This is a genomic window from Nocardia implantans (assembly GCF_035544775.1).
Taxonomy (GTDB): domain Bacteria; phylum Actinomycetota; class Actinomycetes; order Mycobacteriales; family Mycobacteriaceae; genus Nocardia; species Nocardia implantans.
The window spans coordinates 438,820-451,892 of the sequence record NZ_JAYKYQ010000004.1 but is presented as its reverse complement, the minus strand read 5'-3'; the positions used below and the strand labels follow the sequence as shown (position 1 = coordinate 451,892).

At 68.7% G+C, this 13,073-nt stretch carries 10 protein-coding genes; 2 read left to right on the top strand and 8 right to left on the bottom strand.

The window, feature by feature from the left end; all coding sequences use genetic code 11:
* Positions 1–6: 6 nt before the first annotated feature.
* On the bottom strand, positions 7–1,545 hold the full coding sequence (locus tag U3653_RS12650; protein ID WP_195078771.1) for a cobyric acid synthase: 1,539 nt from the start codon (positions 1,543–1,545) through the stop codon (positions 7–9).
* Between the two features lie 37 nt (positions 1,546–1,582).
* Complete coding sequence (map, locus tag U3653_RS12645; RefSeq protein ID WP_195078770.1) at positions 1,583–2,446, bottom strand: type I methionyl aminopeptidase; 864 nt, start codon at positions 2,444–2,446, stop codon at positions 1,583–1,585.
* Between the two features lie 184 nt (positions 2,447–2,630).
* On the opposite strand from map, the gene U3653_RS12640 reads away from it, so the two are divergent.
* A complete protein-coding gene (locus tag U3653_RS12640; RefSeq protein WP_195078769.1) occupies positions 2,631–3,254 on the top strand; it encodes a DUF4126 domain-containing protein in 624 nt (207 codons plus the stop codon).
* A 203-nt stretch (positions 3,255–3,457) separates the two neighbouring features.
* Here U3653_RS12640 and U3653_RS12635 read toward each other — a convergent pair whose 3' ends face one another.
* The 3 genes from U3653_RS12635 to U3653_RS12625 all read right to left on the bottom strand — a co-directional run bounded on the left by U3653_RS12635 (position 3,458) and on the right by U3653_RS12625 (position 5,651).
* Positions 3,458–3,817, bottom strand: coding sequence for a DUF4254 domain-containing protein (locus U3653_RS12635; protein WP_195078942.1), 360 nt, complete (start codon positions 3,815–3,817; stop codon positions 3,458–3,460).
* 544 nt (positions 3,818–4,361) lie between these two features.
* On the bottom strand, positions 4,362–4,742 hold the full coding sequence (locus tag U3653_RS12630) for a DUF1304 domain-containing protein (RefSeq protein ID WP_195078768.1): 381 nt from the start codon (positions 4,740–4,742) through the stop codon (positions 4,362–4,364).
* A gap of 93 nt (positions 4,743–4,835) precedes the next feature.
* A complete protein-coding gene (locus tag U3653_RS12625; protein ID WP_195078767.1) occupies positions 4,836–5,651 on the bottom strand; it encodes an amidohydrolase family protein in 816 nt (271 codons plus the stop codon).
* A 284-nt stretch (positions 5,652–5,935) separates the two neighbouring features.
* On the opposite strand from U3653_RS12625, the gene U3653_RS12620 reads away from it, so the two are divergent.
* A complete protein-coding gene (locus tag U3653_RS12620; protein ID WP_195078766.1) occupies positions 5,936–9,358 on the top strand; it encodes a protein kinase domain-containing protein in 3,423 nt (1,140 codons plus the stop codon).
* 105 nt (positions 9,359–9,463) lie between these two features.
* Here the strand turns inward: U3653_RS12620 and U3653_RS12615 are convergent, their stop codons facing one another.
* The 3 genes from U3653_RS12615 to U3653_RS12605 all read right to left on the bottom strand — a co-directional run bounded on the left by U3653_RS12615 (position 9,464) and on the right by U3653_RS12605 (position 12,930).
* Positions 9,464–10,741 carry a diguanylate cyclase domain-containing protein gene (locus tag U3653_RS12615; RefSeq protein ID WP_323124224.1) on the bottom strand — a complete coding sequence of 426 codons (1,278 nt, stop codon included), beginning with the start codon at positions 10,739–10,741 and terminating at the stop codon, positions 9,464–9,466.
* A 117-nt stretch (positions 10,742–10,858) separates the two neighbouring features.
* On the bottom strand, positions 10,859–11,971 hold the full coding sequence (locus U3653_RS12610; protein ID WP_195078765.1) for a terpene synthase family protein: 1,113 nt from the start codon (positions 11,969–11,971) through the stop codon (positions 10,859–10,861).
* A 287-nt stretch (positions 11,972–12,258) separates the two neighbouring features.
* Positions 12,259–12,930 (bottom strand): PAS and ANTAR domain-containing protein, encoded by a 672-nt coding sequence (locus U3653_RS12605; RefSeq protein ID WP_195078940.1) that lies wholly within the window; start codon positions 12,928–12,930, stop codon positions 12,259–12,261.
* Positions 12,931–13,073: the final 143 nt, after the last annotated feature.

Here is a 13,073-nt window from a genome sequence, read left to right as displayed (position 1 = left end):
CTCCCGTCAACCGATACGGTCGCTCGGGGCGAGCACGTCGGTGGCCAGGATCGGCAGACCGGCGGGCGCGCCCTCGGCCAGCAGGCGCTCGAGCGCGGCGAGGTCGAGATGGGCTTCGGTCAGATCGGCCAGCAGATCGAGTTGCGCGGCGCGCACCGCAGCGACCGAGACATCCTCGGCCACAGCGAAACCCGACCGCCGCGCCGCCGCGGCGACAGTGCGCAGCCACCTGCGGCGGAATTCGTCGGATTCCAGCAGCCCGTGCAGGTGCGTGCCCCACACCGCGCCTCGGACGCTGCCCTCCGGCTCGCCGTCGACGGTGAGCCACGCCGGGTCGCCACGGTGCGTGACGCGGCCGTGATGGATCTCGTAGCCGCGCACGGCGACGCCCGCGGCGTGCCCCGCGCTGCGGCGCAACACTTTCGGGTCGGCGAATTCGACGGTCAGGTCCAGCAGCCCGAGCCCTTCCACCTCGCCCGCGCCGGACTCGACCCGGTCGACGATACGAGCGCCGAGCATCTGATATCCGCCGCACACGCCCAGGATGGGATCGCCGGCGGCGGCCCGCGCCACCAGCGCGTCGGCGATGCCGGTACGCCGCAGCCACCCCAGATCCGACACCGTCGCCTTGCTGCCGGGCAGCACCACCAGATCGGCGTCCGCCAGCCGGGACGGCTCGCTCACCCAGCGCACCGCGACGCCGGGTTCGCAGGCCAGCGCCTCGACGTCGGTGGAATTGGAGATGCGCGGCAGCCGGATCGCGGCGACTGTCAGCCATTCGTCGCCCACCGGCGGCCGGGGGCGGCCCACCGGCGCGTCGGCGACGGTGCCCAGCGAGTCCTCCGCATCGATCCAGAGGTCATCTACGTAGGGCAGCACGCCCAGGGTGGGACGGCCGGTGAGTTCGGTGAGACGCTCCAGCCCCGGCCGCAGCAGCTGCACCGAGCCGCGGAACTTGTTGACGACGAAACCCGAGATCAATCGCTGGTCTTCGGGTTCCAGGATGGCCACGGTGCCGAACAGATGGGCGAGCACGCCGCCGCGATCGATGTCCCCGACCAGCAGCACCGGCAGCGCGGCGGCGCGCGCGAGACCCATGTTCGCCAGATCCGTCGCGCGCAGGTTGATCTCGGCGGGTGAACCGGCGCCCTCGCAGACGACCACGTCGAACTCGGCGCGCAGCGCGGCCAGCTCGGCGGCCACCACCTCGCGCAACCGGCGCCGATGCCGGAAATAGTCCTCGGCGCCGACCGTGCCGATCGCCCGGCCCCGCACCACCAGCTGGGAGCGGCGGTCGCTGCCCGGTTTGAGCAGGACGGGATTGAACCGCACGCTCGGCTCCAGCCCGCACGCCTGGGCCTGCAGCGCCTGGGCCCGCCCGATCTCCCCGCCGTCGAGGGTGACCACGGAGTTGTTCGACATGTTCTGCGCCTTGAACGGCGCGACGCGCACGCCGCGCCGCGCCAGCATCCGGCAGATCCCGGCCACGACGACGCTCTTCCCCGCGTCCGAAGTCGTGCCGGCGACCAGCAACGCGCCCTTCATCGCAGGCCGGTCTTCCGGAGCCCGGCCGCAGCGCCGGTCACGGGAGGGTCAGGATCTCGGCCCCGGACTCGGTGACGACCAAGGTGTGCTCGAACTGGGCGGTCCACTTGCGGTCCTTGGTGACCACGGTCCAGCCGTCGTCCCAGATCTCGTAGTCGATGCCGCCGAGGTTGATCATCGGCTCGATGGTGAACGTCATGCCGGGTTCGATGATCGTCTCCACCGCGGGCTGGTCGTAGTGCAGCACCACCAGCCCGCTGTGGAAGGTCGGGCCGACACCGTGGCCGGTGAAGTCGCGCACCACGCCGTAGCCGAAACGGTTGGCGTAGGACTCGATGACGCGGCCGATCACGTTCAGCGCCCGGCCGGGACGCACCGCTTTGATCGCCCGCATGGTGGCCTCTTCGGTCCGCTCGACCAGCAGGCGCACCTCCTCGTCGACGTCACCGGCGAGGAAGGTCTTGTTGGTGTCGCCGTGCACGCCGTTGATGTAGGCGGTGACGTCGATGTTGACGATGTCGCCGTCCTCGATCACAGTCGAGTCCGGGATGCCGTGGCAGATGACCTCGTTCAGCGAGGTGCAGCACGACTTCGGGAACCCTTTGTAACCGAGGGTGGACGGGTAGGCGCCGTGGTCGCACATGTACTCGTGCGCGATGCGGTCCAGCTCGTCGGTGGTGACGCCCGGCGCGACCGCCTTGCCCGCCTCTTCCAGCGCCTGCGCGGCGATCTTGCCCGCGATGCGCATCTTCTCGATCGTCTCCGCGGTCTGCACCCAGGGCTCGCGCCCCTCGTCGGCGGTCTTCTTCCACGCGTATTCCGGGCGCTCGATGGCGCGCGGGACTTCACGGGTGGGCGACAGCGTGCCCGGGACGAGGGGCTTGCGAGTGCGGACAGACATAGCGAACAGCGTAATCGGCCGACCACGCCGATGCCGAGGGCCAGCGGGAACAGTGCCGGACCGCGGTCCGGTTGACCGGGTCGCCGAGACCTGGTCGAAGTGGGGCCGCGGGGGCTCGCCTGCCCCCGGGCGGACTCGGTGCAGCGCAGGGCAGACTGTCACCCCGTCGCCATACCATGGGCTCGTGTCCGCACTCCCTCTCATCTTCACCGCAGGCTGGGCCAGCGGCGTGAACGCCTACGCGGTGGTGCTGCTGCTCGGCCTCCTCGGCCGGTTCGGATTCACCGATTCGGTGCCGGAAGGGTTGCAGCGCACCGATGTCCTGATCGCGGCGGCGGCGTTGTCCCTGATCGAGGCCGTGGCGGACAAGATCCCGTATCTCGACTCGTTCTGGGACGCGGTGCACACCGTGGTGCGGCCGATCGCGGGCGCCGTGGTCGCGGCTCTGCTGGCGGGACAGGACGGTTCGCTGCCGCAACTCGCCGCGGGCGCGGTCGGCGGTACGGCCGCGCTGGTGAGCCACTTGGTGAAGGCGGGAACCCGCATGGCGGTCAACACCTCCCCCGAGCCCGCCAGCAATATCGTGGTCAGCACCGCCGAGGACGTGACCGTCGCGGGCGTGGTCACCCTGGCCGTGTTCCACCCGCTGGCGGCGGCGGTGATCGCGGCGGTGCTGCTCGTCCTCGGCCTGGCGCTGGTGTACTTCTGCGCCAGCCGGATCCGGCGCTATCTGCGCAGACGCCGCGCCCGCAGGGCAGCGCGCATCGGCGGTCGAGTAACAGTCGCTGAACAGTTGCCACGCAGGTGAATCCGTCACGGGCGTGCCGCGCCAGTCGACCACGCGGCACGCCGGGCGGGGCGCCCCGTTGCGCCCGCCGTCACTGTGCCGGCGACAAGAGCGCCCGGCTGGAGCCACTGGTCGCGAGACTCGGCGCCGGGACGTCGCCATTCGGACGAGTGACGCTGCGGGGCAGTGTCACTACCGCGGACGAGACCACCGTCGCGACGAACTCACTGTTCGGGCAAACGGCGGCGGCCACCGGCCACGTCGGTTACCAGGTCAGTGTACCCGTCGACGAGTTCGGCCAGTTGGTACCAGTGTTTATGGGTGTTGTCGCTGCGCCCGCCCTCGGAGTGGATGACCTGATTGGCGTCCACCCAGCTACGTGCCATCCGGTCGACCACGGCGCCCAGGCTTTCGGTGTGCAACGAAGCCCCGTTGCGATGCTGCGGGATCTCCTGCGCGACCCAGTCGTTGATCTCGTCGACCAGTTCGCGGCGCCGGCAGTCGATCTCGGCGACGAGTGCGGCGTCCACCACCTGCGCGCGGCGCTGGTGCAGCTCGGCGAGTGCGTGCGCGGACCGCAGCAGTTCCCGGTCCTGGAAACGCCGTCCCTGGAAAGCACACAACAATTGCGGCGCGGTCGGTATGGCGCCGACCGTCGGCGCGCTCACCGCCACACTCCGAGTTGACCCGACCCCAACGCTGTTTCTACCAACATAATTGGCTCTCGATTCGGTTATCCCGGCCATCGGATGGGTTGTCACAACTAGGCTAGCTGGATCATGCACGTACAGATGCAAGAACGCAAGATTGCGTCCGCATATCTGCGGTCAAGGGCTGCTGACGACGCGCGGCCACTCAGAGCAGACCGGTCGCAACCTTTTTCGGCGCATCGACCGTGCACGCCCGGCACCGATCGGCGATGACGAGCGCTACCGGCTGCCCGCCATCCGTACGGCCGTTCACCGGCTCGCGCGTGCGAATTCGCCCACCGCTTCGAACTTTCGGTAGCCGAGAATGCGCTGCCGATTGATCGCGCGGCGTCGAAACCCTCGCCGAAGCAATCGCGCAGTCACACCGATTTCGCACCGCCCCACCGGCGCTCGGCCACCCGTCGGCTACGCGGACGGGTTACAGCTGGGTCACGGCGGCGAGCAAGGTCAGCGCGGGCAGCGCGCCCTGCACCACCGCGCCCCTGGCGAAGCGGCGGTCGTGTGCCACCAGCACCACCGCAGCGGCCAGCATCGACCCGCAACCGGCGAGCACCAGAGCCCACCCCGCCTCCGGCACCGTTCGCAGGATCGCCACGCCGACCAGCGTCGTCACCGCGAGAAACAAGTTGTAGAAACCCTGATTGAACGCCCACGGCCGCGCCGCTGCCAGCTCGGCTCCGGAAACCCGGAAGACCCCTTGGTACACCTTGGGGTCGCCGAACCGCACGGACTCCATGACGAAGATGCCGACATGGAGCAACGCGGCCGCGACGGCGAACACCTGTACAACCCAGAGCATTCGACCTCCTCACGATGCGCGCCGGGGAATCCTATGGCCCGAACCGCCCATCGTCGCGCAAACGCGCCGCCGACACGCCGCCGCGTAAGTCGGTCAACCGGCCAGTCCGAAAACCCTTCGGGCATTGCCGTCCAGATACAGCGCGCGCGTCTCGTCGTCCAAGCCGAGAGCGGCGAGGCCGTCGAGCGCGTGCTGCGGGAAGATCATCGGATAATTCGTGCCGAACAGCACCTTGCGGCGGCCACTTCCGGACTTCAGGTACGAGACCAATTCCGGCGGAAGTCGTTTGGTCGTGTACGCCGAGGTATCGATGACGACGTTCTCGTGCTTGCGCGCGACCGCGATCATCTCCTCGGTCCACGGATAACCGATGTGCCCGCAGACGATCGTCAACTCGGGGAAGTCGAGCGCGACCTGATCGATGTACGGGATGGGACGCCCGGTTTCCGACGGCCGCAACGGCCCCGTGTGCCCGACTTGCGTGCAGAACGGGATTCCCGAATCGACGCACGCCGCGAACAACGGATAGAAGCGCCGATCGGTCGGCGGCGCCTCCCACAGCCACGGGAGCACCCGCAGCCCCTTGAAGCCCTGGTCGACGCGGCGGCGCAGTTCCCGGACCGCGTCCATCGGCCTGCGCAGGTCCACCGACGCGACCGGAAGCAGGCGCTCCGGCGCCTCGGCCGCCCAGGCCGCGACCTCGTCGTTGGAGATGAGCACGCCTTCCGGCCCGTGCCACGCCGAGATGAACGCTCGTTCGACGCCCGCGGCGTCCATCGCGTCGAGGGTGAACGACAGCGGGATCTCGTCGGTGGGTATCACGGCTCCGGTCCACCGCCGCAGCGAGGCGAACATGTCGTCGGCGAGGAACCGCCGGGTCGGATGCTGCGCCCAGACGTCGATGGTCATGCGCGGATTCTGACATACGTCATAGCCACTCGAACACCCCCGCTCATAAAGTTCGCCATAGGCCGATTCCACGGCGAAATCTCTGCGCCCCAGCTCTTTTCACCGCGCTGGAAATGAGATTGCCGAATCGCGGCGACCAGACCGGATCGACAGGCGGGGGCCCGGCGACAATACCCTCCTCACCTCATTGTCTATATCAGGCGTAATAACCAAGGGTGCGGTTCGCTGGGCATAAACTGGGTATCCAACCGCAGGACTACAGACATCCGACACAGAGCAGGGCCATGGCAGGATCGGACCCGTTCGCCACACAGCACGATCGGCCTCCAGGTATCGAGCGGGAACTGGAGGGCGCGGGTCTCGACGATCCCGAAGTGATCGGCAAGGGCGGGTTCGGTGTGGTCTACCGCTGCAGGCAACGGGCGTTGAACCGCAGCGTCGCGGTCAAGGTCCTCACCGCACGCCCCGAACTGGAGCCGGAGAACGTCGAACGTTTCCTGCGCGAGCAGCAGGCCATGGGCGCCCTGTCCGGGCATCCGAACATCGTGCCGATCCTGCAAGTGGGCACCACCCGCAGCGGACGCCCCTACCTGGTGATGCCGTATCACTCGCGCGGTTCGCTGGAGAACCGCATCCGCCGGGAAGGCTTCCTGCCGTTGCCCGAGGCGATCGCGATCACCGTCAAGCTGGCGGGCGCTCTGGAGACCGCGCACCGGGCCGGCATCCTGCACCGCGACATCAAGCCGGGAAATGTGCTGCTCACCGACTACGGCGAGCCGCAACTGACCGATTTCGGGATCGCCCGGGTCGAAGGCGGTTTCGAGACCACCACGGGAGTGGTGACCGGCTCACCCGCGTTCACCGCGCCGGAGGTGCTGCGCTCCGGCGTTCCCTCGGTCGCCTCGGACGTCTACGGGCTCGGCGCGACGCTGTTCGCCATGATCACCGGTCACGCCGCCTACGAGCGGCGTTCCGGCGAGCAGATCGTCGCGCAGTTCCTGCGCATCTCCGCCGACCCGCTGCCGGACCTGCGGCTCGACGGCATCCCCGACGAGGTCGCGGCCGCCATCGAGGCCAGCATGGCGCATAATCCCGCGGATCGGCCGCCCTCGGCCGCCGCGTTCGGCGAGATGCTGCGCGAGTTCCAGCGCGGCAACGACATGCCGGTCGAGCACATGACCCTTCCCGCGGGCGCGCAGCCGGCGCCCGAGGACCTCAGCACCCGGCCGATGACCGCCACCGCGCGTTTTCCCACTCCCCACCCGAAGACGCCGCCGACTCCCGAGACGAAGTTCCGCCCTGCGATGTCCACCCGACCGCTGGTCCAGCGCGAGCGCCTGATCAACGCGTTGCAGACCGAGCCGCGACCCCGCCTGGCCGTCATCCACGCACCGGCCGGGTTCGGCAAGAGCACACTGGCGGCCCAATGGGCCAAGCGCCTCGCCGACACCGAGAACGTGGCGGTGGCCTGGTTGAACGTCGATCGCGACGACAACAACGTGGTCTGGTTGCTGACCCACCTGACTGAGGCGTTCAACCGTGTGAGCCCCACGCTGGCGCCCGGCCTGGCCCCGGTCCTGGAAGAGGGCGACACCGCCGCCGCGCGCTACGTGCTCACCACGCTGATCAACGCCATCGATGAAGGCGAGCAACGATTCGCCCTGGTGATCGACGACTGGGACCGGATCACCGATCCCGCCGCCGTCGACGCCCTGCTCTACCTGATCGACCAGGGTCCGCGGCACCTGCAGATCATCCTGACCAGCCGGTCGCTGGAGGGCCTTCCGCTCGGCACCCTGCGCGTTCGGCACCAGCTCGTCGAAATCGACGCCGCCGCATTGCGTTTCGACACCGAGGAGGCACAGGCCTTCCTCACCGAGCAGACCGGCCTCACCCTGGCCGACACCGAGAGCGCCGAGTTGCGCGACTACACCGAGGGCTGGGCGGCGGCGTTGCAGCTGGCCTCCCTGTCGCTGCGCGAGCACCCCGATCCGGCCTCGCTCATCGCTCACCTGTCCGGGCGCCATCACGCCATCGCGGAGTACCTGGCCGAGAACGTGCTCGACACCGTCGAGCCCGAACTGCGCGAGGTCCTGCTCGCCACCTCCTTTCCCGACCGGATCTCCGGCAGTCTCGCCACGGCGCTGACCGGGATGCCGCACGGGCAGTCTCTGCTGGAGAACCTCGAACGCCGCAACCTGTTCCTGCGCCGCGTCGACGACAGCGGCGAATGGTTCCGCTACCACCATCTCTTCGCGGAGTTCCTGCGTCAGCGACTCGAGCGCGACAATCCCAAGCGCGTTCGCGAACTGCACTGCAAGGCGGCCACGTGGTTCGGCGACCACGGGATGCTCAGCGAGGCCATCGACCACGCGCTGGCCGCGGACGACGGCGACATGGCCGTCGATCTCCTCGAGGGGAAATCCCGCGCTATGGTGCAGGACGGGCAGCTCGCCACGTTCCTGGGACTGCTGGCCAAACTCCCGCCCGCCATCGCCGCGACCCGTCCCATGCTCCAGGTCGGCGTCGCCTGGACGCACGTGCTGCTGCGGCGGCCCACCGAATTGCATGCCGCGTTACGGCTGGTGCGGGCGTCGCTGGACAACGATCCGGCCGCCGATCCCGATCTCACGCTCGAGGCCGACCTCATCGAGAGCGTGGAACGCGCGTTCGGCGACCATCCGGAAGGCTTGGACGCCGTGGTCGGCAAATGCCTGGGCCGGGCCGACACGTTGGGACCGTGGGCGCTGTGCGCGGCCGCCAACCTCGCCGCGTTCTCCGCGATCAGCAAGTTCGACTACGAGGGAGCGCGGGAGTGGAACGACTGGGCCACCCCCTTCTACCGGAAGAACCGCAGCACGTTCACCTTGATGTACAGCCACTGCCTGGTCGGCATCGCGGCCAGGGAACAGCTCGACATCGCCACGGCCGAACACAGCTTCCGCACCGCCGTCGAGATATCCACCAGTTCCTCGGGCCCGCGGTCTTATGCCGCCCGGCTGGCCGGCGCGCTGCTCGGCGAACTGCTGTACGAACGCGACCAGCTCGCCGCGGCCGAGCGCCTGCTCGACGAGGCGGGCAGGCTCGGCACCGAGGGCGGTCCGGTGGACTTGCTGATGGCCAACTACGCCACCGGCGCGCGGATCAAAGCCCTGCGCGGTGACCTGGCCGCCGCCGCGCGACGGCTGGACGAAGGCGCCGAGGTGGCGCGGGCCCTGAAACTGCCGCGCCTGGCCACCCGCGTGGCCAACGAGCAGGTGCGGCTCGGCCTGACGGCCACCTACGTCACCGAACCGCCGGCCGGGGAAGGCGGTATCGCCACGATGGCCGCGGAGATGCGCGAGGATTCCGCGATCCGCATGCTGCTGCGTTCGGGAGCCGCCAAGAGAGCCGCCGCCGCTGCCGCGCGCGCCGGTCAGCTGCGGGACTCCATCGACGCCGATCGACGCCCGCGCGCCGCGGCACAGGCATCGCTGCTGCTCGCGTCGTGCCTCGCGGCGTCGGGCAAGACCGAGGCGGCGAAGGACGAACTGGTCCCGGTCGTGCTCCGGTACGCCGACGCCGGTCTCATCCGGCCGCTGCTCGACGAGGGACCGTGGATCATCTCACTGCTGCACAGTCTGAGCTACGACCTGCGCGAAGGCCACTGGGACGAGGAACGGCCGATGGTCCCACCCGCGTTCCTGCACAGGTTGCTGGCCCGCTGAGCAACCATCGGCCTCCTGAACTCCCGCGCCGCGGCCGCTTCCACTCGAATGCGAACGCTCGGACACCACTCGGCCGCCCCTGCGCGCAAAGGATCGCACCGCCGTTCACAACACCGGTTGCGGGCCGAGGGAGGTGTCGGTGTCCAGAATGTGCAACACCCACCGGCCCTTGCCGTCGGCCTTCGCCCGGTAGAGGCCGGTGTCGGCCGCGTCGAGCAGCGACTCGGCATCCGCGCCCGCGACCGCGGTGACCACCGCGCCGATACTGATCGACATGCGTAGTCGCCGGTCACCAGCCGTGATCGGATCTACCAGCGCCTCCAGCAGGCTGTTCGCCACGGTGGCCACCCGGTGATCGCTGGCCGGCGGCGGGATCAGCGCGACGAACTCGTCCCCGCCGATGCGGGCGACCAGACAGCCGGTTCCGCGCACGCTGTCCTGCAGGCGTTCGGCGACCGCGGTCAAGATCTGGTCACCGGTGCCGTGGCCGTAGCGATCGTTGATGTGTTTGAAGCGGTCGATGTCGACGAAACACAATCCCGCTCGATCCCCGTTGCGCGCGTCGGCGATCATCGCGTCGATGCGTTCGATGAGGTGGCGACGGTTCGGCAGGCCGGTGAGCGGATCGTGCCGGGCCTGCCGATGCAGTTCCTCGCGCATCCGGTGCTGCTCGGTGACGTCCTCACCGACCGCGAGCAGGTAATCGCTCTGCCCGTCCGTGCCCTTGACGAAGGTGATGGCGAACGACGCCCACCCGTAGCTGTCGTCGGCGCGCCGGATGCGCTGCTCCAGTTTCACCGTGCCCGCGCCGGCCGGGACCAGCTTCTCGTACACCAGCGTGCGAATCGCCTCGCGGTCGTTGGGGTGGGCGAAGTCGTAGACCGACACCCCGCGCAGGCTCTCCACCGGGACCCCGATCATCTCGGCCAGACCCCGGTTGACATCGAGCAACGTCCCGTCGGTGTCCCCGATGGCGATGGCGATCGCCGCGTTGTCGAACACCACGCGAAAGCGCGCGTCATCGGATCGGCGCGCGTCCTCGTGCGCGCGCGTCTGCGCCTCGTAGCCCTGACCGACCTCGGCGAGCAGCGCCGCCAGTCGTCGCCCGGCCTCCGGGGACGCCGCGTGTTCGGCCAATCCGTACAAGACCTGGGCGGACGTACTCGGCACGGCCGGGTCGGCCAATCCGGTGGAGGCCAGCGCCGCGCCCACGCGCCTGCCCACGCTCGCGTCGAAAGGCTCGGCTTCCACGCCGGAAGCCAGTTCCTCCACCATCCCGAGCAGCACGATCTCGGGGTCCGGTACAGACGCGGACCCACCGGCGACGGCCTGCAGAGCGCGCCACCACAAGTTCGCCATCCTGGCGAGTTCGATCTGTTCCACCGCAACCCCCTCACCATTCAGGCCGGAGATAGCCCCCGACGCATCGTATCCACACATGTTCGAGACCGTCGAGTACTGCCGCCTGGAAGCATTCCCAGGAATGGTGAGGGCGGGGCGCTACTGTAACCCGTTCTCCCGGAAAATAGACGCACCCTTGTACCGCAGGGTCTTCACCTGCCAGACCCAGGTCGCCTGCACGCAGGCGATCAGATCGGTGATGTGGGTGGCGACGGTGGCCGCCAAGGCGGCGTCCTCCGCCGCGAGGCGGTCGCATCGTTCGGTGGCCGCCGCGCACAGTTCCCGGAACTCGGTCAGGCGCGCGCGCACGATCTCGGTGGCGCCAACCACGGCGTCCGCCAGCGCCCATCCGGGATGGTTCAGCAGCAGCGCCGGGATCAGGTTGAAATCGGCCAGATCGACGATGCACTCCTTCTCGAAGGAGAACACGTCGTTCATCAGCGCGCCGATCTCCACGGTCAGCACCCGTAGCCGCAGCAGCTCCTCGGCAGGCCCGGCCCGCCGGATCCGCTCCCAGGGCAGGTAGTCGTCCCGGCCGAACTCGCACAGCGCGATCGCCGGATACATGCCCGAGACCTGGGCCCGCAGATCGATGTACTCCGCGACGCTGAGCAACCCGCCGCGGGCGCGGGCGTTCTGATCCTGGATCGCGGGCCGCAGGTGCTCGATGGTGGATTCGACGAATCGGTCGAGCCAGTCCGCGTCCGCGCTGGCGGACAACCTCGTGAGGAACGCCGAGGTCGAGGTCTCCAGCGGGGTGGCGTCCCGCGGCGCCGACCGGGTGCGCAGCAGCACGCACAGCCGGTCGATCGCCACCCTCGCCTGTCGCTGTTCCTCGTCGCCGAGGTGCCCGAACTTCTCCCGTCCCACGGTGTCGTTGAGCCAGAACAGGATGGCGTTGTACAGGCCGATGATCGTCATCCGTTCGGCGCTGACGGCGCCGGGATGCAGATAGGGCGTCATGCTGTTGTAGTGCGGGCCCGCGGGCTCGAGCCAGATCCCGTGCTCGCGGCAGAAGCGTTCCACCTCCGCACAGGCTTGTTCCCCGAACCGGCTGGGCCGGAAGTCGCGGCAGTAATCGACGATGTCCCAATCGGGTGTGCCGAACATCGCGCGCAACGACCACTGCCGCCCGGTCCGCAGCAACGTCTCGTGTTGCGCGCGCATGTCGAGGATTTCCCGCTCGAGTGCCGATGTGTACTCACTGACCACAACGACTCCCTCCCACTATGGTTACTTCTAATGAATTGTCTCCGACTTATCGGTAGTGGGACCGGTCGAAGGGCGAAGATCACGCAACCCCCGCGCCCTGGATGACGTTGGCGCAGCGCGCATTCGGCGGCGACGCTGCGGCAAACGGGGAGTTCGCTCCGCGGCGCGCGGAGCCGTGGCACACGGAGGCAAGCGGCCGGTTCAGGACACGGCAGGGCGCTGCGGCGTTGATGTCACGGGAGCCGCGGGCACGGCTGCCTATCGGATCTCGGTCACCGGCGCGGCGCTCATTTCGTCGCCAGGACGTCGTGCATGGTCAGCAGCAGGTGGTCGAAGCGGGCCCGTTGGGCCGTGGGTCCGCCGCCCATCGCGGGGACCTCGCCGACCAGCTGGCGCGCCAGCGTCCGCAACTTGATGTTGGTTTCCTGGGAGCGCCATTGCAGCACCCGGAACGCCTGTTCGGCGTTGATGCCGTAGACGACCATGAGCACGCCCTTGGCCTGCTCGATCACCGCTCGCGATTCCACCAGTTCGGGCAGGGTGTCGTCGAGGATCTCCTGCCGGTTCTCCTCCAGCGTGCCGGACACGTCGATGAAATAACCCGCGGTGCCGATTATCAGACCCTGGTCGTCGAGCATGCGATCGGCGACGACGATGACGTGATGGACGCGCCCGGCGGTGTCGATGACGCGGTGGCGTCCGCAGAACGGCTCACCGGTGTGCACGGCGGTGGCGATGGAATCGGCGACCAGTGCGCGGTCGTCGGGATGCTTGTGCGCCAGCAACAGTTCCGTACTGGGTCGCGTGCTTCCCTCGGTGTAGCCGTATATCGCGGCCGCTTCGTCCGACCATTCCCATCGTTGATCCTCGAACCAGAAGCGGAAGCTACCCACGCTCTGCGGCGTGCCCGCGATGACGCTCTCTACCGCGGAGGCGCTTCTCAGCGCGAGGTCGTCCATCCTCGTCACGCGGTCATTATCCATCGGCGACCCGGGGCGATGGTCGGGAACACGAGATGAAACCAAATTGTGGCAAACTCTTGGCACACTTCAAAATGTGGCATCTACCTCGACATAGTTCTCCGATGGCATATGTATGAATA